20 protein-coding genes are annotated in these 20,560 nt (G+C 68.3%); 9 read left to right on the top strand and 11 right to left on the bottom strand.

The genetic code is table 11. The features are described from left to right. Positions 1-19: 19 nt before the first annotated feature. On the top strand, positions 20-1,111 hold the full coding sequence (hisC, locus tag J2Y49_RS26180; RefSeq protein ID WP_310118199.1) for a histidinol-phosphate transaminase: 1,092 nt from the start codon (positions 20-22) through the stop codon (positions 1,109-1,111). 67 nt (positions 1,112-1,178) lie between these two features. On the opposite strand, the gene J2Y49_RS26175 is transcribed toward hisC, so the two are convergent. From J2Y49_RS26175 to J2Y49_RS26145, 7 genes are all read right to left on the bottom strand, one after another. Further along, complete coding sequence (locus J2Y49_RS26175) at positions 1,179-2,459, bottom strand: amidohydrolase family protein (protein ID WP_310118198.1); 1,281 nt, start codon at positions 2,457-2,459, stop codon at positions 1,179-1,181. Then, complete coding sequence (locus J2Y49_RS26170; protein WP_310118197.1) at positions 2,459-3,382, bottom strand: ABC transporter permease; 924 nt, start codon at positions 3,380-3,382, stop codon at positions 2,459-2,461. Before J2Y49_RS26170 ends, J2Y49_RS26175 begins: the two co-directional genes overlap by 1 nt. Positions 3,383-3,388: 6 nt before the next feature. Next, positions 3,389-4,444 (bottom strand): ABC transporter permease, encoded by a 1,056-nt coding sequence (locus J2Y49_RS26165; RefSeq protein WP_409017912.1) that lies wholly within the window; start codon positions 4,442-4,444, stop codon positions 3,389-3,391. Further along, on the bottom strand, positions 4,428-6,008 hold the full coding sequence (locus tag J2Y49_RS26160) for an ABC transporter ATP-binding protein (RefSeq protein WP_310118195.1): 1,581 nt from the start codon (positions 6,006-6,008) through the stop codon (positions 4,428-4,430). The genes J2Y49_RS26165 and J2Y49_RS26160 overlap by 17 nt, the downstream gene beginning before the upstream one ends. 17 nt (positions 6,009-6,025) lie before the next feature. Further along, positions 6,026-7,036: a BMP family protein gene (locus J2Y49_RS26155; protein ID WP_310118193.1), complete on the bottom strand. Its 1,011-nt coding sequence runs from the start codon at positions 7,034-7,036 to the stop codon at positions 6,026-6,028. Between the two features lie 316 nt (positions 7,037-7,352). Continuing rightward, on the bottom strand, positions 7,353-7,523 hold the full coding sequence (locus J2Y49_RS26150) for a DUF2256 domain-containing protein (RefSeq protein ID WP_310118191.1): 171 nt from the start codon (positions 7,521-7,523) through the stop codon (positions 7,353-7,355). 19 nt (positions 7,524-7,542) lie between these two features. After that, positions 7,543-8,400, bottom strand: a complete 858-nt coding sequence (locus J2Y49_RS26145; protein WP_310118189.1) for an IclR family transcriptional regulator — start codon at positions 8,398-8,400, stop codon at positions 7,543-7,545. Between the two features lie 191 nt (positions 8,401-8,591). On the opposite strand from J2Y49_RS26145, the gene J2Y49_RS26140 reads away from it, so the two are divergent. The 7 genes from J2Y49_RS26140 to J2Y49_RS26110 are packed head-to-tail and all read left to right on the top strand — an operon-like array spanning position 8,592 to position 15,466. Further along, the gene (locus J2Y49_RS26140) at positions 8,592-9,683 is read left to right on the top strand and encodes an ABC transporter ATP-binding protein (RefSeq protein WP_310118187.1); all 1,092 of its coding nucleotides are present in this window, start codon (positions 8,592-8,594) and stop codon (positions 9,681-9,683) included. Beyond that, on the top strand, positions 9,683-10,591 hold the full coding sequence (locus tag J2Y49_RS26135; protein ID WP_310118185.1) for an ABC transporter permease: 909 nt from the start codon (positions 9,683-9,685) through the stop codon (positions 10,589-10,591). Before J2Y49_RS26140 ends, J2Y49_RS26135 begins: the two co-directional genes overlap by 1 nt. A gap of 7 nt (positions 10,592-10,598) precedes the next feature. Continuing rightward, positions 10,599-11,393: an ABC transporter permease gene (locus J2Y49_RS26130; RefSeq protein WP_310118183.1), complete on the top strand. Its 795-nt coding sequence runs from the start codon at positions 10,599-10,601 to the stop codon at positions 11,391-11,393. Positions 11,394-11,435: 42 nt separating this feature from the next. Then, complete coding sequence (locus J2Y49_RS26125) at positions 11,436-11,726, top strand: (2Fe-2S)-binding protein (protein ID WP_310118181.1); 291 nt, start codon at positions 11,436-11,438, stop codon at positions 11,724-11,726. Then, positions 11,714-13,255, top strand: coding sequence for an NAD(P)/FAD-dependent oxidoreductase (locus tag J2Y49_RS26120; protein WP_310118180.1), 1,542 nt, complete (start codon positions 11,714-11,716; stop codon positions 13,253-13,255). The genes J2Y49_RS26125 and J2Y49_RS26120 overlap by 13 nt, the downstream gene beginning before the upstream one ends. Beyond that, the gene (locus tag J2Y49_RS26115; RefSeq protein ID WP_310118178.1) at positions 13,255-14,373 is read left to right on the top strand and encodes an FAD-binding oxidoreductase; all 1,119 of its coding nucleotides are present in this window, start codon (positions 13,255-13,257) and stop codon (positions 14,371-14,373) included. The genes J2Y49_RS26120 and J2Y49_RS26115 overlap by 1 nt, the downstream gene beginning before the upstream one ends. A 31-nt stretch (positions 14,374-14,404) precedes the next feature. Next, positions 14,405-15,466 carry an ABC transporter substrate-binding protein gene (locus J2Y49_RS26110; RefSeq protein ID WP_310118176.1) on the top strand — a complete coding sequence of 354 codons (1,062 nt, stop codon included), beginning with the start codon at positions 14,405-14,407 and terminating at the stop codon, positions 15,464-15,466. Between the two features lie 136 nt (positions 15,467-15,602). Here J2Y49_RS26110 and J2Y49_RS26105 read toward each other — a convergent pair whose 3' ends face one another. Together J2Y49_RS26105 and J2Y49_RS26100 are read right to left on the bottom strand one after the other, a co-directional pair. Further along, entirely contained in the window at positions 15,603-16,085 is a 483-nt protein-coding gene (locus J2Y49_RS26105; RefSeq protein ID WP_310118174.1) for a GNAT family N-acetyltransferase, read from the bottom strand. Between the two features lie 35 nt (positions 16,086-16,120). Beyond that, positions 16,121-17,260 (bottom strand): PQQ-dependent sugar dehydrogenase, encoded by a 1,140-nt coding sequence (locus J2Y49_RS26100; RefSeq protein WP_310118171.1) that lies wholly within the window; start codon positions 17,258-17,260, stop codon positions 16,121-16,123. A 199-nt stretch (positions 17,261-17,459) separates the two neighbouring features. Here J2Y49_RS26100 and J2Y49_RS26095 point away from each other — a divergent pair, with 199 nt between their 5' ends. Next, positions 17,460-18,497 carry a DUF4118 domain-containing protein gene (locus J2Y49_RS26095; RefSeq protein ID WP_310118169.1) on the top strand — a complete coding sequence of 346 codons (1,038 nt, stop codon included), beginning with the start codon at positions 17,460-17,462 and terminating at the stop codon, positions 18,495-18,497. Between the two features lie 93 nt (positions 18,498-18,590). Here J2Y49_RS26095 and groL read toward each other — a convergent pair whose 3' ends face one another. Both groL and groES read right to left on the bottom strand, forming a co-directional pair. Further along, a complete protein-coding gene (gene groL / locus J2Y49_RS26090; protein ID WP_310118168.1) occupies positions 18,591-20,216 on the bottom strand; it encodes a chaperonin GroEL in 1,626 nt (541 codons plus the stop codon). 18 nt (positions 20,217-20,234) lie between these two features. Continuing rightward, on the bottom strand, positions 20,235-20,552 hold the full coding sequence (gene groES / locus J2Y49_RS26085; RefSeq protein WP_310118166.1) for a co-chaperone GroES: 318 nt from the start codon (positions 20,550-20,552) through the stop codon (positions 20,235-20,237). Between the last annotated feature and the right edge of the window lie 8 nt (positions 20,553-20,560).

Here is a 20,560-nt window from a genome sequence, read left to right as displayed (position 1 = left end):
GTCGGAAGGTAAGCAGACCATGACCCAGCCGAACGGCCCGCAGCCGCGTCCGGGGATTCTCGACATCGCCGCCTATGTCGGCGGCGAGCATCAGGGTCATATCCGCCTCGCCTCCAACGAAGGCGCGCTGGGGCCGAGCCCGAAGGCGATGGAAGCCTATTCGGCGGCGGCCGGGACCCTGCACCGCTACCCGGACGGCGCCTCGGCGGCGCTGCGCGGCGCCATCGCCAAGCGCTTCAACCTGGACGCCGACCGCATCGTCTGCGGCGCCGGGTCGGACGAGATCATCAGCCTGCTGATCCGCTCCTATGCCGGTCCGGGCGACGAGGTGCTGTATTCGCAGCACGGCTTCCTGATGTACCCGATCGGCGCCAAGTCGGTCGGCGCCACCCCGGTGACGGCGCCGGAGGACGGATTGACCGCCAGCGTCGACAACCTGCTGGCCCGCGTCACCCCGCGCACCCGTCTGGTCTTCCTCGCCAACCCGAACAACCCGACCGGCACCTACCTGCCGGCGTCGGAGGTGGCGCGGCTGCATGCCGGCCTGCCGCCGGACGTCATCCTGGTCATCGACGCGGCCTATGCCGAATACATGAACAAGGACGACTACACCGCCGGCGAGGAGCTGGTGGAGAAGTTCCCCAACGTGGTCATGACCCGCACCTTCTCGAAGATCTTCGCGCTGGGCTCGCTGCGCATCGGCTGGTGCTATGGCCCGGCCGGGATCGTCGACGTGCTGAACCGGGTGCGCGGCCCCTTCAACGTGTCGAATGCCGCCCATGTCGCCGGCATCGCCGCGGTGGAGGATGCCGAGTTCCTCGACCGCTCCCGCCGCCACAATGAGCAGTGGCGCGAGTGGTTCTCCGCCACCGTGCGGGAGCTTGGCCTGACGGTTCACCCCAGCGTGACCAACTTCGTTCTGGTCGATTTCAAGGGCCAGCCCGCCGGCAAGGACGACGCCGAGGCCGCCCGCCAGTTCCTGAAGGCCCGCGGCATCCTGGTCCGCCAGATGCCGTCCTACGGCCTGCCGAGCTGCCTGCGCGTGACCATCGGCACCGAGCAGGAGATGCGCGCGGTGGCCGACGCGCTTCGGGACTTTTTGAAGGGGTAACGAGCTTAACGCCTGGGAAAATCCCCCTCTCCCCGGGGGGAGAGGGGATTTCGGCCCTGTCTCGCTCTCAACCCCGGTTCAGCAGGAAATCGACCGTCTCCGGTCGGCCCGGCAGGTTCAGCTTCGCCTGCACCGGCTCGCAGCGGCTGACGATCCGGCCGCGGCGCAGGACGAACAGGCGGGCGGCGCGGGTGCGGATCGCCTCCACCGGGTTTCCTGCCTGGAGCACCACCAGATCGGCGTTGCAGCCCGGTTCCAGCCCGTAGCCGTCCAGGTGCAGCAGGCGGGCAGGGTTGACCGTCACCGCGTCGAAGGCGGCCTTGATGCCGTCCTGGCCGGTCATCTGGGCGACATGCAGGCCCATATGCGCCACCTCCAGCATGTCGCCGGAGCCAAGCGGATACCAGGGGTCCATCACGCAGTCGTGGCCGAAGGCGACGGTCAGCCCGGCGGCCATCAGCTCCGGCACGCGGGTCATGCCGCGGCGCTTGGGATAGGTGTCGTGACGGCCCTGGAGGCTGATGTTGATCAGCGGGTTGGCGATCACCCCCAGCCGAGCCTCGGCCATCAGCGGGATCAGCTTGGAGACATAGTAGTTGTCCATGGAATGCATGGAGGTCAGGTGCGACCCCGTCACCCGGCCATGCAGCCCCAGCCGCTGCGTTTCGTAGGCCAAGGTCTCGACATGGCGGGACAGCGGGTCGTCGGTCTCGTCGCAATGCATGTCGACCAGCAGCCCGCGCTCCGCCGCGATCTCGCAGAGCAGCCGGACCGAGGCGGCGCCGTCGGCCATGGTGCGTTCGAAATGCGGGATGCCGCCGACCACGTCGACGCCCATGTCCAGCGCTCGCACCAGCAGCTCCTCCGTGCCGGCTGAGCGCAGGACGCCGTCCTGAGGGAAGGCGACCAGCTGCAGGTCTAGGTACGGGGCGACCCGCTTCTTCACGTCCAGCAGGGCTTCCACCGCCAGCAGCCGCGGATCGCAGACGTCGACATGGCTGCGCACCGCCAGCAGGCCGCGCCCGACCGCCCAGTCGCAGTAAGCGAGTGCCCGCTCGACGATGGCGTCCTGCACCAGCTGCGGCTTCAGCTCGCCCCACAGCGCGATGCCCTCCAGCAGCGTGCCGCTCTGGTTCACGCGCGGCAGGCCGTAGCTGAGCGTGCTGTCCATGTGGAAATGGGAATCGACGAAGGGCGGGGTGACCAGCCGGCCGGTGGCGTCGATTTCCGAGGCAGCCTCACCCGCCAATCCGGCTTCGACGGCGGCGATGCGGCCACCCCGGATGCCGATGTCGATGCCGCTGCGGCCATCCGGCAGGGTGGCGCGGCGCAGGATCAGGTCGAACATCAGCGTTCTCCTTTGCGGTACGGGATCATCAGGGCGCGCGGGTAGGAGGCCCGGCGGGCCACCAGAACCAGGGCCAGGATGCTCAACAGGTAGGGCATCATCAGGAACAGCTGGTAGGGCAGGACGCCGCCGCTCGCCTGCTGCAACCGCAGTTGCAGCGCGTCGAACACCGCGAACAGCAGGGCGCCCAGCATCGCCTTGCCCGGCCGCCAGGAGGCGAAGACCACCAGCGCGATGCAGATCCAGCCGCGCCCGTTGACCATGTTGAAGAAGAAGGCGTTGAAGGCCGAAAGGGTCAGGAAGGCGCCGGCCAGCGCCATCAGCGCGCTGCCCGCCATCACCGCGCCGATGCGGATGGCGGTGACGTTCAGCCCCTGCGCCTCCGCCGCGGCCGGATTCTCGCCGACCATCCGCACCGCCAGCCCGACCGGCGTGCGGTAAAGGACATAGGCGACCACTGCCACCAACAGGAACGCCAGATAGGTCAGCGGCGTCTGGGCCAGGGCGCCCGGCAGGGCCAGCGGCTGGAAGGGCTCGACGGTTGGCGGGGTGCTGGCCTGCGGCAGGACGAGGCGATAGACGAAATAGGACAGGCTGGTGCCCAGCAACGTCACGCCGATGCCCGTCACATGCTGCGACAGGCCGAGGGGCACGGTCAGCGCCGCATGCAGCAGGCCGAGCAGGGCGCCGCAGAATGCTGCGACCAGCACGCCGGTCCACAGATCAGCCCCCTGGTAGACCGCCATCCAGCCGGCCATGGCGCCCAGCGTCATGATGCCTTCGATGCCGAGGTTCAGCACGCCGGCCCGTTCGCACAGCAGCTCGCCCAGCGTGCCCAGCACATAGGGGGTGGCGATGCGCAGCACCGCGGTCCAGAAGGCGGCCGACAGCAGGATGTCGAGGATGATCGACAGGAAATCCATGACCCCTTACCCCCGCCGCAGCCGGTAGCGCGCCAGCAGCCCGGCGACCAGCATGCACAAGAGGCTGGCGGCGACCAGGACGTCGGCGATGTAGTTGGGAACCGGCATGGCGCGGCTCATGGCGTCGGCGCCGACGAAGATGCCGGCAATGAACAGCGCCGCCCCGACCACGCCGATGGGATGCAGCTGTGCCAGCATGGCGACGACGATGCCGCTGTAGCCGAAGCCCGGCGACAGGTCGAGCGTCAGGTAGCCCTTCAGCCCACAGACCTCCGCCGCCCCGGCCAGCCCGGCGAGGCTACCGGACAGCAGGGCGGTGCGCAGCATGATCCGCGTCACCGGCATGCCGGCGAAGGCGGCGGCGCGCGGGTTGGCGCCGACCGCCCGGTTCTCGTAGCCCCAGATGGTCCGGGTATCGACCAGCCACAGAAGCACCGACAGGCCGAGCGCGATGGCGAGCCCGGCATGCAGGCGGGTGCGCTCCACCAGCTTGGGAAGTTCCGCCGCCTCGGCGACGGGGGCCGACTGCGGCCAGCCCATGCCCATCGGGTCCTTCAAGGCCCCTTCCAGCAGCATCGACACCAGCAGGAGGACGACGAAGTTCAGCAGCAGGGTCGTCACCACCTCGTCGACGCCGAAGCGGACCTTGAGGACGGCGGGACCGAGCAGGGTGACGCCGCCCGCCGCCATGCCGGCGATCATCACCACCGGGATCAGCGCCCAGGCGGGCAGGTCGAGCATGCCGCCGCCCACCACCACGGCGGCCAGCGCGCCCATGTAGAGCTGCCCCTCCGCGCCGATGTTCCACAACTTGGCGCGGAAGGCGACGGCGGCAGCAAGGCCGGTCAGGATCAGCGGGGTGGCGCGGGTCAGCGTCTCCGTCAGGGCGAAGCGGGAGCCTACGGCGCCTTCGAACAGCAGGCCGTAGGCGCGCAGAACCGGCGCGCCGGTCCAGGCGACCAGCAGGGCGCAGAGCGCCAGCGCCGCCACCACGGCGCCCACCGGCGCCAGCAGCCGCAGGGCGAGCGGGGTATCGGTGCGCGGTTCAAGCCGCATCGCCATGCTCCAATTGGGTCTCCGGCAGAATGTCGCGCAAAACGTCCCAATGCCCGGCCATCAGCAGGCCGAGCTGGCTGACCGATACCCGGTCATGCGGCAGAAGCGGGGTGAGGCGTCCGTGATAGGCGACGGTGACGCAGTCGGCCAGCGCCAGAATCTCGTCCAGATCCTCGGAGATCAGCAGGACGCCGGCCCCGGCAGCGCGGGCATCGAGCAGCCGGCTGTGGACATAGGACACCGCACCGATGTCGAGCCCGCGCGTCGGCTGGCTCGCCAGGATCAGGTCCGGTCCATGGGCCAGCGTGCGGCCCAGGATCAGCTTCTGCATGTTGCCGCCCGACAGCAGCTGCGTGCGGGCGTCGGGACCGGGGCAGCGGACGTCGAATTCCTCGATCACCTTGCGGGCATAGATCCGCGCCGCAGTGCGCCGCAGCACGCCGAAGCGCGAGAAGGCGGAGTCGTGATAGCGCTCGGCGATCAGGTTTTCCCAAACCGCCATGGAGCCGACGAGGCCGGCGCTGTGGCGGTCCTCCGGGATGCGGGCGACGCCGCGCCGGACCATGTCGGCCGGGTTTGCATGCTCGACCACGCTGCCCTTCAAGGACAGCCGGCCTGAGCCGGGGCGGATCAGGCCGCTGACCAGCTCGGCCAGCGCGGTCTGGCCGTTGCCGGACACACCGGCGATGCCGACCACCTGATGGCGCCGCACCGTCAGGTCGACGCCGTCCAGCAGCGGGCGGCCATGGCCGGAGGCGACGGTCACGCCTGCCAGTTCCAGCACCGGTTCGCCGGGGCTGAGCGGGGCGGGGGCTGGCGGCTTGACGCTGCGGCCGACCATCAGCTCGGCCAGCTTGGTGCGGTCGGTCGAGGCGGTGGCGTGGGTGGCGACCAGCTTTCCGGCGCGCAGCACGGCGACGGTATCGCTGGCGGCGAAGACCTCGTTCATCTTGTGGCTGATGAAGACGATGGCGAGCCCGTCGGCGGTCAGCTTGCGCAGCGTGTCGAACAGCCCGGCCGATTCCTGCGGCGTCAGCACCGCGGTCGGCTCGTCCAGGATCAGGATGCGGGCGTCGCGGTAGAGCGCCTTCAGAATCTCCGCCCGCTGGCGCTCGCCGACCGACAGGTCGCCGACCAGCGCGTCCGGCCGTACCTCCAGCCCGAAGCGCTGGGACAGGTCGAGCAGCCGGCGGCGGGCGGCGCCCCGGTCGGAGCGCCAGCGCCACAGCGATTCGGTCCCCACCGCGATGTTGTCCAGCACCGACAGATTGTCCGCCAGGGTGAAATGCTGGTGGACCATGCCGATGCCGGCCTCCAGCGCCGCACGGGGCGAGCCCGGCGGCAGGGGGCGGCCGAACGCCTCGATGCTGCCCTCGTCGGCGACGTAATGGCCGAAGAGGATGTTCATCAGGGTGGTCTTGCCGGCGCCGTTCTCACCCAGCAAAGCCAGCACCTCGCCGGCGCGGAGCGTCAGCGAGATGTCGTCGTTGGCGAGCAACGGGCCGAACCGCTTGGAAATGCCGGCGAGCCGGAGGACGACCTCCGGCCCGCCTTTCACGGGTGGTGACATCGGGAATGCGCCTGGCGTCACATCGTCGACTTAGGCTCGGCGTCGTTGACCTTCACGGTGAACTTGCCGTCGCGGATCTGCTGCTCGCGCTCCTTGACCTTCGCCTTGATCGCGTCGGGGACCTTCGCCTCGAAAGTGCCGAGCGGCGCGAGGCTGGAGCCCTTGTGCGCCATCATGCTGTAGGGGCCGTAATCCTCGGCCTTGTAGCTGCCGGCCTTCACCGCGGCGATGGCGCGCTCCACCGACGGTTCCATGTGCCACAGGGCGCTGGCAACGACGGTGTCCGGGTATTGCGGCTGGGTGTCGATGACATTGCCGATGGCGAGCACCTTGCGCTCCTTGGCCGCATCCGACACGCCGAAGCGCTCGGCGTACATCACGTCGGCCCCGCGGTCGATCATGGCGAAGGCGGCTTCCTTGGCCTTGGGCGGGTCGAACCAGGAGCCGATGAAGCTGACCGAGAACTTGACCTGCGGGTTGACCTCCTTCGCGCCTTCCATGAAGGCGTTCATCAGGCGGTTGACCTCGGGGATCGGATAGCCGCCGACCATGCCGATCATGTTCGACTTGGTCATGCCACCGGCGACCATGCCGGACAGATAGGCGGGTTCCTGGATGTAGTTGTCGAAGACCGAGAAGTTCGGCTCCTGCGGCTTGAAGCTGGAGCCCATGACGAAGGCGGTCTTCGGATAGTCCTTGGCGACGGCGCGGGCGGCGCGCTCCACCCCGAACACCTCGCCGAAGACCAACTGCTGGCCGGCTTCGGCATACTGGCGCATCACGCGCTCATAGTCGGTGTTGGCGACCGATTCGGCCCAGACATACTCGATGTCGCCACGGTCGGCGGCGGCCTTCAGCGCGACATGGATGCGGCTGACCCACTGCTGCTCGATCGGAACGGTGTAGATGCCGGCGACCTTCAGCTTGCTTTGCGCGAATGCCGGCAGGGAGCCGCCCGCCACCGCCGCGAAGGCGACCGCGGCTACGCCGCACAGCACCGCACGGCGCGTCATTCCAAAGACGCTCATGCCCAGATCCCCCATCCCCCGAACCGACATCGTAAGTCCCCTTCGTCGCTGAGTCTCGTTGGCCGCGTATCGTCGGCAGCCCGTGCTTGGCAGCAGGGCGTCTGGATCGCCGACTCCCATGATTACCCGGGAATGTTACCCCGATCCATGGGAGCGTGCGTGCCGGACATGCAAATGCAACGGAAATGCCATCGACGGAACTGTGGCCAGTCAGGTGATCCCGGCCCTCTGCCCGGTCGGAATACGGGCAATTGGCTAAAACAAGGGCACTCGTTCCTGGCGATTCGGTCAAGATTCTGGCGGATGGTCCGGCTTGTCACAACGTGCCATCCGATGGCCCCACCCGCTTTCCGGCATTCCCCCGGCAGCGGTCGGAGCAGTATTTCACCTGCTCCCACACCCGCTCCCATTTTTTCCGCCAGGTGAAAGGGTGGTTGCAGACCGGGCAGGTCTTGGTGGGAAGGTTGGCCTTCTTGACGCCCTTCATCGCGCGCCGGCCCCCGCCACTATGCCGAACCGCTGCCCAGCACCGCGGCCGGACGGCGCAGCACCGGGTCGAAGGGGTTCAACTGCCGGCTGATGGCCGCGGATTCACGCTTCAGGATGTCGACCACCACCGGCAGCCGTTCCTCGTTCAGCCGCTCGCTGATCGTGCCGACGCTGAGCGCCGCCACCGCGTGTCCGTCGCGGTCCAGCACCGGAACGGCAACGCCGGACATGCCCGGCAGCAGGCCGGTCGAACGGCTGGCATAGCCCAAATCCCGCACGCGTGCGATTTCCGTGCGCAGATAGACCTCGTCGATGATGCCCACGCCTTGCATGCGCGGCAGGTTGAAGCGGATCACCTCCTCCCGCTCCTCCGCATGGAGGAAGGCCATGATGGCGAGGCTGCCCTGGCCGACGCCCAGCGTCACCCGGCCGCCGATGTCGCCGGTGAAGGAGCGGATGGGGAAGGGCCCCTCGCTGCGGTCCAGGCACACCGCGTCGAAGCCGCTGCGCACCAGCAGGAAGATGGTGTCGCGCAGGGTCGCCGACAGCCGCAGCAGGATCGGCCGGCAGATGTCGCGCAGGTTGTTGGGGTTGCCGGCCTGGGCCGCCAATCCGAACAGGTCGATGCCCAGGCGGTAGCGCTTGGTCGCCCGGTCCGGCTCCACCATCCCTTCCTCCGCCAGGATCTTCAGCAGGCGGTGCACCGTCGGCGGGGTGAGGTCGAGCGCGCGGGCGATGTCGGTCAGCCGCGCCCCCGTTTCGTTCGACGAGGCCAGCAGCCGCAGGATCGCCAGCCCACGCTGCAGGCTGGATTTCGTGCCCGTCTCGTCGCTGCCGGCGGTCTCGTTCGGCTTGCCGCGGGTGTCGGCGCTCATGCTCCGGCTCCGTGTGAAAATCGGTGTTGTTTGCTGCCCCATCTATTCCGCATATCGGAAGCTTTTGCAAAATCTTTTCTACTGACGGAAAAAGCGGATTGACGCCACCGGGGGTCACGCTGAACCATCGGGTCATACAGGTGAGGCCCCGAAAGACAGTGGCCGGGTCAGCAAGAGGGAGAATTCCCCCCGTGTCGTTCCTCGAATTGAAAAACATCACCAAGCGTTACGGGCCGCTGACTGCGGTCGGCGACGTGTCGCTGTCGGTGGAAAAAGGGGAGTTCGTCTCTCTGCTCGGCCCGTCGGGCTGCGGCAAGACCACGACCCTGCAGATGATCGCCGGTTTCGTCGAACCGTCGGCCGGCACCATCCGGCTGGACGGGCGCGACATCACGTGGGCCAAGGCGAACAGCCGCGGGCTGGGCATCGTGTTCCAGAGCTACGCGCTGTTCCCGCACATGACCGTGTTCGACAATGTCAGCTTCGGCCTGGAGATGCAGCGCGTGCCCAAAGGCGAGCGCAAGCCGCGGGTGGAGGAGGCGCTGTCGCTGGTCCACCTCTCCCCCTACGCCAAGCGCTACCCGCGCGAACTGTCGGGCGGGCAGCGCCAGCGCGTGGCCTTGGCGAGAGCCCTGGTGATCCGCCCGCCGGTCCTGCTGCTGGACGAACCGCTGTCGAACCTGGACGCCAAGCTGCGGGAGGCGATGCAGTTCGAACTGCGCGAGATTCAGCGCAAGGTCGGCACCACCACCGTCATGGTCACCCACGATCAGGCGGAGGCCTTTTCGATCAGCGACCGCGTCGTGGTGATGGAGGCCGGGCGCATTACCCAGATCGACCAGCCCTATCGCATCTACGAGCATCCGGAGACGGAGTTCATCTCCCGCTTCGTCGGCAAGACCAACCTGCTGCCGGGTACTGTCACCGCCGCCAGCGGCACGGGCGCCACGGTGTCGCTGGCCGGCATCGCCGTGCCGGTGGAAATGCCGGGCCTGTCGGCGGGCGAGACGGTGACGCTGTGCATCCGGCCGGAAAAGCTGCACTTGACCGCTCCGGCGAACGGGCTGCTGACCGGCCGTGTCGCCGACCGCTTCTTCCTGGGCAGCCAGTGGCTCTATCATATCGACGGGCCGCTCGGCACGGTGATGGTGGTGACGCCGAACGACGGCTCCGCCCCGGCGGAGCAGGGTGCGCCCATCGGGCTGGAGTGGACGCCGTCCGTGGTGCGCGTCCATCGCGGCGCCATGGCGGAGGCGCCCGACGTCGCGCTCGAGGTGACCTGATGAGTGCCACCCTTCCCGACAGCGCGCCGGCCGCAACCACGGACGACGAGGCGCCGGAACGCCGCGTCCGGTCCGCCCCGCTGTTCCTGTCGGCGCCTGCTGCGCTGCTGTTCGTGGCGCTGGTGCTGACGCCGCTGTTCCTGACGGCGCTGCTGTCCTTCAACCAGTTCGACTATGCGACCGGGCGCACCGGCGGCTTCACGCTGGAGCATTACCTGTCGGTCCTGACCGACGAGTATTACCTGGAGATCTTCTTCCGCACCTTCCGGATCTCGGCGCTGGCGACCGCCATCTGCGTGGTGATCGGCGTGCCGGAGGCCTACATCCTCAGCCGCATGGGCAATCCCTGGCGCTCGGTCTTCCTGCTGGTGATCCTGGCGCCGCTGCTGGTCTCCGTCGTGGTCCGCGCTTTCGGCTGGAGCATGCTGCTGGGGCCGGAAGGGCCGGTGAACGGGGCGCTGATCGCGCTCGGCATCGGCAGGATGAAGCTGCTCTACACCGAAGGCACGGTGGTCGTGGCGCTGGTCCACGTCATGTTGCCCTTCATGGTCATCCCGGTCTGGACCTCGCTGCAGAAGCTGGACCCGGCGGTGGAGCAGGCGGCGCTGTCCTTCGGCGCCTCGCGCGGGACGGCCATCGTCCGGGTGGTGGCGCCGCAGATCCTGCCCGGCATCCTGTCGGGAAGCCTGATCGTCTTCGGCCTCAGCGCCAGCGCCTTCGCCATTCCCGGCCTGCTGGGCGGGCGCCGGCTGAAGATGGTCGCGACCGTGGTCTACGACCAGTATCTCAGCGACCTGAACTGGCCCATGGGGGCCGCCGTCGCCGTGATCCTGCTGGCCGCCAACCTGATCATCATGCTGACCTACCACCGCGTGGTGGAAGGCCATTACCGCCGCCGGCTGGGGTGAGGATGCCATGACCCGCAACGGACCCGTCGCCCTTCTTTTCCACACGCTGGTCGTCATCTTCATGCTGGCGCCGCTGGCCATCGTCTGTCTCGTCGCCTTCACGCCCGAGAACACGCTGTCGCTGCCGACAAAGGGACTCTCGCTGCGCTGGTTCGAGGCGGTGTTCCACCACCCCGACTTCGTACAGTCCTTCTGGAACAGCCTGTGGCTGGCCTTCCTGGCGGCGACGCTGGCGGTGGCGCTGGCGGTGCCGGCCTCGCTTGCCATCACGCGCTGGGAGTTTCCCGGCCGCGGCTTTCTGAACGCGCTGTTCCTGTCGCCGCTGATCATCCCGCATCTGGTGCTGGGCGTCGCCATGCTGCGGCTGTTCGCGGTGATCGGCGCCACGGGCAGCTTCGGCTGGCTGGTGGCCGCCCACATCGTCATCGTCACGCCCTATGTGATGCGCCTGCTGATCGCCGCCATTTCCGGCTTCGACCGCAGCGTGGAGCAGGCGGCCTTCTCGCTGGGCGCCAGCGAGGCGACGGTGTTCCGCCGCGTCACCCTGCCGATGATCCTGCCGGGCGTCACCGGCGGCTGGCTGATCGCCTTCATCAACAGCTTCGACGAGCTGACCATGTCCATCTTCATCACCTCGCCGTCCACGGTGACGCTGCCGGTGCGGATGTACATGTACGCCACCGAATCCATCGACCCGATGATGGCGGCGGTGTCGGCTCTGATCATCGGCATCACCGCGGTCGCCGTGCTTCTGCTCGACCGCGTCTATGGGTTGGACCGCATCCTGGTCGGTCAGCACTGAGCATCCGCTCCGGCCGTCCTCTCTCTTCGGAGTCCAGTCATCATGGCTTTGCTGCAGCGTGTGGCCGAACAGGGCCGGCGCGTGGTCCGCTTCACCCTTGACGGGCGCCCTGTGGAGGCGCTGGAGGGCGACACCGTCATGACCGCCATGCTCACCAACGGGGAGCGGCTGCGCCGGACGGAGTTCGCCGACACCCCGCGCGCCGGCTTCTGCATGATGGGCGCTTGCCAGGATTGCTGGGTGCGGACGGAGGAGGGCGAGCGCCTGCGCGCCTGCGGCACCTTCATCGCCGACGGCATGCGCCTGCTGAGCAACGGGGAGTGGACGTCGTGAGCCGGATCCTCCCTCCCGTCATCGTCGGCGCCGGTCCGGCCGGCATCCGCGCGGCGGAGCGGCTGGTCGCCGCCGGCCTGCGCCCGGTGGTGGTGGACGAGGCGGCGCGCTGGGGCGGCCAGATCTACCGCCAGCCGCCGGAGGGCGGCTTCACCCGCCCGAAGAAGGCGCTGTACGGGTTCGAGGCGGGCAAGGCCGACGCGTTACACCGCGCCATGGCGGCAATCCGCGACCGGGTCGACTACCGCCCGCGCACGCTGGTGTGGAACTGCGAGGCCGGCGCGCTTGACCTGCTGTGCGACGGGGCGAGCGATGCTCTGCCCTTCAGCCATCTGATCCTGGCGACCGGCGCCACCGACCGCGTTCTGCCCTTCCCCGGCTGGACGCTGCCCGGCGTCTTCACGCTCGGCGGATCGCAGGTGGCGCTGAAGTTCCAGGGCTGTGCCGTCGGCCGGCGGGTGGCTTTCCTCGGCACCGGGCCGCTACTCTATCTGGTCGCCTACCAGTATCTGAAGGCCGGGGTCGAAGTGGCGGGGGTGTTCGACACCACCTCCTTTACCGCGCAGACCCGCGCCACCCCCGGCATGCTGCGCGATCCGGCGACGCTGGCGAAGGGATTGCTATTCGTCGGCTGGCTGCGCGCCCATGGCGTGCCGATCCACAACGGCGTCCGTCCGGTACGTGCCGAGGGAGCCGAGCGGGTCGAGGCGCTGGTCTGGCGCGATGCGCGCGGACGCGAGCGGCGCACCTCCTGCGATGCGGTCGCCTTCGGGCTCGGCCTGCGGTCGGAAACTCAGCTGGCCGACCTTGCCGGCTGCCGCTTCCGCTTCGACGAGGCCGACCGGGCTTGGCTGCCGGAACGGGACGGGGCGGGGCGCAGTTCGGTTCCCGGCGTCTATCTGGCCGGCGACGGCAGCGGCATCGCCGGCGCCGATGCGGCGGAACTGGCCGGAGAGCGCGCGGCGCTGGCCCTGCTGGAGGATAGCAGGCTGCCGGTGGACGGTGCGCGGGTCAAGGATCTGGACGGCCGGCTCGCCCGCATCGCCGCCTTCCGCCGGGTGCTGAACGCCGCCTTCCCGTTTCCGGCGGACTGGGCCGACGCCATCGCCGACGACACCATGATCTGCCGCTGCGAGGGCGTGACGGCCGGCGCCGTGCGTGAGGTTGCCCGCAACGGACAGGCCCGCGAGATGAACCGGGCCAAGGCGCTGACCCGCGCCGGCATGGGCCGCTGCCAGGGGCGCATGTGCGGCGCCACCACGGCGGAACTGCTGTCCCGCACGCTGGGCACCGGACCGGATGGGGTGGGGCGTTTGCGTGCGCAACCGCCGATCAAGCCTCTCCCCATCGCCACGATCATTCCCTCTCCCCCCCGGGGAGAGGGTCAGGGTGAGGGGGCAGCATTGCGAGGATCCGGTCGGGTATCCGCAACGCTTCATCCCGCCACAAGCGCTCCGCCGCGCGTCCCCCTCACCCAACCCTCTCCCCGGGGGGGAGAGGGCACTGACGACGGCAGGGAGGTGGCGTGATGAGGGAACAGATCGAGTGCGACGTCGCCGTCGTCGGCGGAGGAATCGTCGGCGGTTCCGCGGCGCTGTTCCTGCGGCAGGCCGGCCTGTCGGTGACGCTGCTGGAGCGCGACTGGTGCGGCGCCAAGGCGAGCGGCGTCAATTTCGGCGGCGTGCGCCGGCAGGGCCGCCCGTTGGAGCAACTGCCGCTCTCACAGCGCGCCCATGCCATCTGGGGCCGCCTGCCGGAACTGCTGGGCACCGATGCCGAGTACATCCGCTCCGGCCATCTGAAGCTGGCGCGCAGCGAGCCCGATCTTGCCTCCCTGATCGATTATCGTGAGCGCAGCCATGGCTTCGGCCTGGGGCTGGAGATCATCCAGGGCGAGGAGTTCCGCCGGCGCTGGCCGGCGCTGGGCGACCGGGCCATCGGCGGCTCGCTCTGCCCAGAGGATGGCCATGCCAACCCGCGCCTCGTCTCTCCCGCTTTCGCCCGCGCCGCCGCCGGGCTGGGTGCGGTGGTGCGCGAACAGACGCCGGTCGACCGGGTGGAGAAGGACGGCGACCGCTTCGTCCTGCTCAGCGGCGACGATCTGGAGGTCCGCGCCCGTTTCCTGCTGAACACCGCCGGTGCCTGGTCATGGCGGGTGGCGGAAGCCTTCGGCGAACCGGTGCCGCTGGAATCGCTCCACCCCAACATGGCGGTGACGGAGCCGCTGCCCCGCTTCCTCGACGTCAACATCGGGGTCGAGGGTGGCGGGGTCTATGGCCGGCAAGCGCCGCGCGGCAATATGGTGGTCGGCGGTGGGCGCGGCTTCGCGCTGGACGCCGACCGCGCCCGGCCGCAACGCGACGCCGTGCTGACCCTGATGCGCGACGCGGCGGAGCTGTTCCCGCAACTGCGCCACGCCCACGTCATCCGCTGCTGGACCGGGGTGGAGGGCTACACGCCCGACCGCAACCCGATCATCGGCCCCAGCCGCACCATGCCCGGCCTGTTCCACGCCTTCGGCTTCTCCGGCGCCGGGTTCCAGATCGGCCCCGGCGTCGGTCAGACGCTGGCCGAGCTGGTCACGACCGGCGAGACCGCGATGCCGCTGGACCCTTTCCGCATCGACCGCTTTCAACCGACCGCTTAAGACCTCACCCCTTGGCCCATTGGAGGACTGCATGCCCACCTTGCGTTCCCTGTCGCTCACCGGTCTCGCCACGGTTGCCATCACGGCGGCCGCAGCCCTCTCCACCCCCGCTGCCGCGCAGACCAAGACGGTCTATATCGGCATGAACGGCGGCACGATGGAGAAGACCTACACCGAGCATGTCTTCCCCGCCTTCGAGAAGGCGACCGGCATCAAGGTGGTGGTCGTCCCCGGCACCTCGTCGGACATTCTGGCGAAGCTGCAGGCGCAGAAGGACAACCCGCAGATGCACGTCGTCTTCCTGGACGACGGGCTGATGTACCGCGCCATCGGCATGGGCCTGTGCCAGAAGATCGAACCGTCGCCGGTGCTGGATCAGGTCTATCCGTCCTCGCGCATGAAGGGCGACATGGCGGTCGGCGTCAACATGGGCATGACCGGCCTCGCCTATAACAAGGCGATGTTCGAGGAGAAGGGCTGGGCGCCGCCGACCAGCTGGATGGATCTGGCCGACGCCAAGTACAAGGGCAAGATCGTCGTCCAGTCGGCCGCCAGCAGCTCCTTCGGCCTGCATGCCTTCCTGATGTACAACCGCATCAAGGGCGGCAGCGAGACCAACGTCGATCCGGGCTTCACCACCTGGCGCAAGACCATCGGTCCCAACGTGCTGGAATACATCCCCAGCTCCGCCAAGATCGCGGAAATGGTGCAGACCGGTGAAGCGGCGATCTTCCCGCTGACCCCGACCGGCGTCGGCACGCTGAAGGCAAAGGGCATTCCGGTCGAGTATGTCCAGCCCAAGGAAGGCTCGGTCGTCCTGATGGTCGGCGAATGCGTCGTCGCCAAGAACCCGGACAACGAAGCCGCCCAGAAGCTCGCCGCCTATCTGCTGAGTCCGGAAGCGCAGTTGGCCGCCCTGCAGTACGGCGCGCAGATCCCGTCCAACACCACGGTCAAGGCCCCGGCCGACGTCGCCGACGACATGAACAAGTTCCAGGGCTACATGAAGACCGCGGTGACGGTCGACTGGGACGTCATCAACGAGAAGCGCCCGGACTGGAACCAGCGCTGGAACAAGGAAATCGAACGGTAAGGGGGGCGTTCTATCATCGTGCCCCCACCCCAACCCTCCCCCGCTGGGCGGGGGAGGGGGACAGGAGCTTTGCCAAAGTTCGGCGGCAGTCCCTCCCCCGCCCAGCGGGGGAGGTTAGGTGGGGGTCTAGCTTCGCCTAAATTCGGCCCCTCCCCAACCGCTTCTCCATCGCATAGTTGTGGATCGGCACGTCGCCGATCCGCAGCTCGCGGCGCGCCAGCAGCGTGAAGCCGCGGCGCAGGAAAAAGGGGCGGGCGGCCTCGCTCGCCTCCACATGAAGACGGGGGTAGCCCAATGCCGCGGCACGGTCCTCCAGCAGGTCGACCAACGCCGACATGGTGCCCTGCCCGGCCGCCTCCGGCGCGCAGTAGAGGAAATTGATGTGGCCGTCCGGCTCCACGTCGCTGAAGGCGACCGGCTGGTCGTCGTCGTCCACCGCGACCAGGGCGACCCGCCCATCGCCATAGGCTTCCCTCACCCGCTCCACCGTCGGCGCCAGCGCCGCCCAGGCCTCCACCTGCTCTGAATTGTAGAAACGCGGACCGATGCCGCGGACGGAACGGGCGTAGATCTGCGCCAGCACCGGGGCGTCTGACGGTCGGTAGTCGCGGATCCTCATCGGCCCCTGTCCTTTGCGCCCCCATCCTTCGGAGGCTATTTCGCCGGCGCCAGCCGCAGGACCGCGCCGTCGGAAGCATCGGTGATCACATAGAGGGCGCCGTCGGGACCCTGTGCCACATCGCGGATGCGCGCGTCGAGCGGAATGCGCTCCGCCTCCTTCGCGGTGGTGCCGTCGATGGCGACCCGCACCAGCGCCCTGGCGCTCAGGCCGCCGATCAGGGCGCTGCCCTGCCAGCTGGGGAACAGGCTGCCCTGGTAGAAGGCCATGCCGGATGGCGAAATCACTGGCGTCCAGTGGATGACCGCGTCGGTGAACTCCTTGCGGGTCGGCGGATCGGGGATGTCGCGGCCGTCGTAGTGGTTGCCCCAGCTGACCAGCGGCCAGCCGTAATTCTTGCCGGCTTCCGGCCGGTTCAGCTCGTCACCGCCCGCCGGTCCCATCTCCGCGATCCACAGCGAGCCGGTGCGCGGATCGATGGCCGCCGCCTCGATGTTGCGGTGGCCATAGGACCAGACGCTGGCCGCCACCTTGCCTTCGCCGGCGAAGGGGTTGTCCTTGGGCGGCGAGCCGTCGCGGTTCAGGCGCACCACCTTGCCCAGCGTGGCGTTGCGGTCCTGCGCCGGGTTCAGTTTGTTGCGTTCGCCCAGCGTCAGGAAGATTTGGCCGTCGCCCGAGAAGACGATCCGGGTGCCGTAATGGTGGCCGCCGTCCATCTTGGGCGACTGGCGGAAGATGACCTGGAAATTCTCGATCCCACGGTCTGTCAGCGTGCCGCGCCCCAGCGCCGTTCCGGACAGGCCGTTGTCGCCGGCCTCAGCATAGGCGAGATAGATGGTCCGGTTCTGCGGGAATTGCGGATCGACCGCCACGTCCATCAGCCCGCCCTGACCCTGGACCAGAACCTTTGGCGTGCCGCCGAGTGGGGCGGAGAGAGTGCCGTCGCGCGCCACGATGCGCAGCCGCCCCGGCTTTTCCGTCACCAGCGCCCGGCCGTCCGGCAGGAAATCGATGCCCCAGGGCCGCTCCAACCCATCGGCGAACCGGCTGACCGCCACCGGGCCGGCGCTGGTCTGGACGGTCTTGACCACCTGTCCGGCGCCCGATTGGGCGAGGGCAGGGGTGGCGGCGAGGGCGGCGAGAAGGGCGGCCGACAGGGTCAGGGTGCTGCGCATCAAGATCCTCCGGTGATCGGTGAGGCCTTTCAGATGGGGGTATCGGCGGGGCGGCCAAGATCCGCTCGCCGAAAGAATCCCTCCGGACGGATCGCCGGCTCCCGTCTTGAGGGTGTCACCCCAATCCGTACGTCGGCGCAGGCCGTATGAAGAGTTCAGCTGTTATGGGTTGGATCCTGCTGTACGGAGACCTGTCGTCGTGAATCGTGCGCGCGGTATGGAAAAGGTTCTGCACTGGCTGTCGTCCAGCTTGCCGCGTTCCGCTTGGGCGCGCTACGGGATTACATTTGCGCTGGTCGGGCTTACGACGTTGGTGCGCTATATGCTCGATCCGCTCCTTTTCAAATATCCATTTCTGGTCTTCATTCCCACCATCTTCCTGATTTCAATCCTGTTCGACCGCGGATCGGGGTTCGTGGCCACGATCCTGTCGGGGGTGTGTTCGGCCTGGTTTTTCATGAAGCCGGAAGGCTTGCTGTGGATCGCGGATCCTGGCGACAGACTGGCCTTTCTGATCTACATGGCCTTGGGGTTCGGCATCGCCGCGGTCGCGGATGCCCTGCATCGGGCGAACAAGCAACTCCGCCAATCCTGGGACCAGCTGTCGGCGGTCAACGAGGAAAAGGAGCTGATGCTGCACGAGATCCACCATCGCATCCGCAACGATCTGCAGCAAATCTGCGCCCAGCTGATGCTGGCGGCCCACCGGTCGGAAAATCCGCAGGAGATCGTCGGCGGCACCATAGAGCGTATCGGCGTGCTGGCCCGGGTCTATGTCCGTCTGCGCCGTGTCGAGGGTGTCACCGTCGTCAATTCCAAGGAGTTCCTGGAAAGCTTGGTGGAGGATCTCCAGCTCGGCGTGGTCGGGGTGCGGCCGGTGGCGGTCGACGCCGAGGTGGAGGACGTCGTGCTGGACATGGGCGTTGCCATCGCGGTCGGCACCATCGCCAACGAGCTGATCACCAATGCACTGAAATACGCCTTTCCTGACGGACGCTCTGGCCGGATCGACCTCAGCTTCCGCAAGGAGGGAAAGGACTGCGTGCTGCGCGTCTGCGACGATGGGGTCGGCATCCTGTCGGATCGGCCGCAGGGGACCGGACTGGGCGGCAAGATCATGCAGCAGCTGGCCCTGCAGCTGCGCGGCAGTCTGGACATCCAGCCGCTGCCGGAGGAGGGGGTGAAGGCAACCCTGCGATTCCCCCTGCCGGTTCCGGGCAAGTCATTCGTCCACTGAGAAAAAAGGGGCCGCGCCAATGTGGCGCGACCCCGTTCAGGGAACATCCAGTCCGAAACCGTTCGGCTGGGAGGCCTGTCGGAAAGACCCGGCTCAGAAGTCCATGTCGGCGCCGGGGGCGGGAACCGCAGGCTTCTTCTCCGGCAGTTGGGCGACCATCGCCTCGGTGGTGATCAGCAGTCCGGCGACGGAGGCCGCGTCCTGCAGGGCGGTGCGCACCACCTTGGCCGGGTCGATGATGCCGGCCTTCACCAGATCGCACCATTCGCCCTTGGCCGCGTCGTAACCGACGCTGTACTCCTTGCTGTCGTGCAGCTTGCCGACGATGATCGAGCCGTCGACACCGGCATTGGCGGCGATCTGGCGCACCGGCGCACTCAGCGCCCGGCGCACGATCTCCACGCCGACGCGCTGGTCGTCGTTGGCCGGCTTGACGCTCTCCAGCACCGAAACCGCACGGGCGAGCGCCACGCCGCCGCCGGGCAGGATGCCTTCCTCCACCGCCGCGCGGGTGGCGTGCATGGCGTCGTCGACGCGGTCCTTGCGCTCCTTCACCTCGACCTCGGTGGCGCCGCCGACGCGGATCACCGCGACGCCGCCGGCCAGCTTGGCCAGCCGCTCCTGCAGCTTCTCGCGGTCGTAGTCGGAGGTCGTCTCCTCGATCTGCTGGCGGATCTGGGTGCAGCGGGCCTTGATGTCGTCCGTCGACCCGACACCGTTGACGATGGTGGTGTTGTCCTTGGTGATCACCACCTTGCCGGCGCGGCCCAGCATGTCGATGGTGACGCCGTCCAGCTTGATGCCGAGATCCTCGCTGATCACCTGGCCGCCGGTCAGGATGGCGATGTCCTCCAGCATGGCCTTGCGGCGGTCGCCGAAGCCGGGGGCCTTCACCGCCGCGACCTTCAGGCCGCCGCGCAGGCGGTTGACCACCAGGGTCGCCAGCGCCTCGCCCTCGACCTCCTCGGCGATGATCAGCAGCGGCTTGCCTGACTGCACGACCTTTTCCAGGACCGGGACGATCGCCTGGATGCCGGACAGCTTCTTGTCGTGGATCAGGATGTACGGGTCATCCAGTTCCACCTGCATCTTGTCGGCGTTGGTGACGAAGTAGGGCGAGGTATAGCCGCGGTCGAACTGCATGCCCTCGACGACATCCAGCTCGGTCTCCAGGCTCTTGGCCTCCTCGACCGTGATGACGCCTTCGTTGCCGACCTTCTCCATCGCGCGGGCCAGCATGTCGCCGATCTCGCGGTCGCCGTTGGCGGAGATGGTGCCGACCTGGGCGATCTCCTCGTTGGTGGTCACCTTCTTGGAGCGGGCCTTCAGCTCCGTCACCACGGCGTCGACCGCCATGTCGATGCCGCGCTTCAGGTCCATCGGGTTGATGCCGGCGGCAACCGACTTCGCGCCCTCCCGCACGATGGCCTGGGCCAGCACGGTGGCGGTGGTGGTGCCGTCACCGGCCAGATCGGCGGTCTTCGACGCCACCTCGCGCAGCATCTGCGCGCCCATGTTCTCGAACTTGTCGGCCAGCTCGATCTCCCTGGCGACCGACACGCCGTCCTTGGTGATGCGCGGGGCGCTGAACGACTTCTCGATCACCACGTTGCGGCCCTTCGGGCCCAGCGTGACCTTCACGGCGTCGGCCAGGATGTCCACGCCGCGCAGCATCTTGTCGCGGGCGATGGAGCCGAACTTCACGTCCTTTGCAGCCATGGTCCTGTTCCTCCCCTATCACGCGGCCTTCTTGGCGGGTTCGGCGGCAGTCTCGATCACGCCGAGGATGTCGCTCTCCTTCATGATCAGGAGATCCTCGCCGTCGATCTTCACCTCGGTGCCGGACCATTTGCCGAACAGCACGCGGTCGCCGGGCTTCACGTCGAGAGCCACCAGCTTGCCGGCCTCGTCCCGCGCGCCCGCACCGACGGCGATGACCTCGCCCTCCTGCGGCTTTTCCTTGGCGGTGTCGGGGATGATGATGCCGCCCTTCGTCTTGGTGTCGGATTCGACGCGGCGGACCAGAACGCGGTCGTGAAGCGGTTTGAACTTCATGGTGTGAC

It is taken from the genome of Azospirillum sp. BE72 (assembly GCF_031455875.1).
GTDB lineage: Bacteria > Pseudomonadota > Alphaproteobacteria > Azospirillales > Azospirillaceae > Azospirillum.
This window is presented reverse-complemented; position numbering and strand designations above follow the sequence as displayed.

Excerpts from the sequence above, each read along its gene's own strand:
- J2Y49_RS26115 (WP_310118178.1), top strand. The coding sequence starts at position 13,255 with ATGAGGGAACAGATCGAGTGCGACGTCGCCGTCGTCGGCGGAGGAATC.
- J2Y49_RS26160 (WP_310118195.1), bottom strand. The coding sequence starts at position 6,008 with ATGTCACCACCCGTGAAAGGCGGGCCGGAGGTCGTCCTCCGGCTCGCC.
- J2Y49_RS26110 (WP_310118176.1), top strand. The coding sequence starts at position 14,405 with ATGCCCACCTTGCGTTCCCTGTCGCTCACCGGTCTCGCCACGGTTGCC.
- J2Y49_RS26170 (WP_310118197.1), bottom strand. The coding sequence starts at position 3,382 with ATGGATTTCCTGTCGATCATCCTCGACATCCTGCTGTCGGCCGCCTTC.
- J2Y49_RS26145 (WP_310118189.1), bottom strand. The coding sequence starts at position 8,400 with ATGAGCGCCGACACCCGCGGCAAGCCGAACGAGACCGCCGGCAGCGAC.
- J2Y49_RS26105 (WP_310118174.1), bottom strand. The coding sequence starts at position 16,085 with ATGAGGATCCGCGACTACCGACCGTCAGACGCCCCGGTGCTGGCGCAG.
- J2Y49_RS26100 (WP_310118171.1), bottom strand. The coding sequence starts at position 17,260 with ATGCGCAGCACCCTGACCCTGTCGGCCGCCCTTCTCGCCGCCCTCGCC.
- J2Y49_RS26130 (WP_310118183.1), top strand. The coding sequence starts at position 10,599 with ATGACCCGCAACGGACCCGTCGCCCTTCTTTTCCACACGCTGGTCGTC.
- J2Y49_RS26135 (WP_310118185.1), top strand. The coding sequence starts at position 9,683 with ATGAGTGCCACCCTTCCCGACAGCGCGCCGGCCGCAACCACGGACGAC.
- hisC (WP_310118199.1), top strand. The coding sequence starts at position 20 with ATGACCCAGCCGAACGGCCCGCAGCCGCGTCCGGGGATTCTCGACATC.
- groL (WP_310118168.1), bottom strand. The coding sequence starts at position 20,216 with ATGGCTGCAAAGGACGTGAAGTTCGGCTCCATCGCCCGCGACAAGATG.
- J2Y49_RS26155 (WP_310118193.1), bottom strand. The coding sequence starts at position 7,036 with ATGAGCGTCTTTGGAATGACGCGCCGTGCGGTGCTGTGCGGCGTAGCC.
- groES (WP_310118166.1), bottom strand. The coding sequence starts at position 20,552 with ATGAAGTTCAAACCGCTTCACGACCGCGTTCTGGTCCGCCGCGTCGAA.
- J2Y49_RS26150 (WP_310118191.1), bottom strand. The coding sequence starts at position 7,523 with ATGAAGGGCGTCAAGAAGGCCAACCTTCCCACCAAGACCTGCCCGGTC.
- J2Y49_RS26165 (WP_409017912.1), bottom strand. The coding sequence starts at position 4,444 with ATGGCGATGCGGCTTGAACCGCGCACCGATACCCCGCTCGCCCTGCGG.
- J2Y49_RS26125 (WP_310118181.1), top strand. The coding sequence starts at position 11,436 with ATGGCTTTGCTGCAGCGTGTGGCCGAACAGGGCCGGCGCGTGGTCCGC.
- J2Y49_RS26175 (WP_310118198.1), bottom strand. The coding sequence starts at position 2,459 with ATGTTCGACCTGATCCTGCGCCGCGCCACCCTGCCGGATGGCCGCAGC.